A 670-nucleotide genomic window follows, 5' to 3' on the forward strand; every position below is an offset into this window, starting at 1 on the left:
ATCTTTGCACGGATTATCAATCAAGAAGAAAATTATGACACTGAAGAAATTTCTACCCGACGTGATTGCCATCGTGGCCTTCATCCTGATATCGTTTGCCTACTTCTTTCCGGCCGACGTAGAAGACCGCGTGCTTTTCCAACACGACACCGTGGCCGGAGTAGGCGCAAGCCAGGAAGCCACCGAGTATTATAACCAGACCGGCGAACGCACCCGCTGGACCAACTCCATCTTCGGCGGTATGCCTACCTACCAGATAACGCCTGCGTACGACTCGGCACAGCCGCTGCAATGGATTCAGAAAGTCTACCGGCTGTTTCTGCCCAACTACGTCTACCTGACGTTTATTCTGATGCTGGGCTTCTATATTCTGCTACGAGCCTTCGGCATCCCCGTCTGGCTGGCCGGCTTAGGGGGCGTGATGTGGGCTTTCTCGTCCTATTTCTTCATTCTTATTTCGGCGGGGCACATCTGGAAGTTTGTCACGCTGGCCTATATTCCGCCCACGCTGGCGGGCATTGTGCTGGCCTATCGGGGCCGGTTGCTGGCCGGAGGCATCCTGGCCGCTATCTTTGTGGCTCTGCAGGTGTCGTCCAACCACGTACAGATGTCCTACTACTTCCTGTTCGTCATCCTGTTTATCGTAGGCGCTTACTTCGAGAAGGCGTGG

1 pseudogene is annotated in these 670 nt (G+C 54.5%); it reads left to right on the plus strand.

Annotated features, from left to right (window positions below):
* Positions 1-34 precede the first annotated feature (34 nt).
* Positions 35-670, plus strand: a pseudogene (locus QVP67_RS09190) (hypothetical protein); the annotation flags it as partial.

This window comes from Bacteroides sp. CAG:633, from assembly GCF_000435115.1.
Classification (GTDB): domain Bacteria; phylum Bacteroidota; class Bacteroidia; order Bacteroidales; family Bacteroidaceae; genus Bacteroides; species Bacteroides ndongoniae.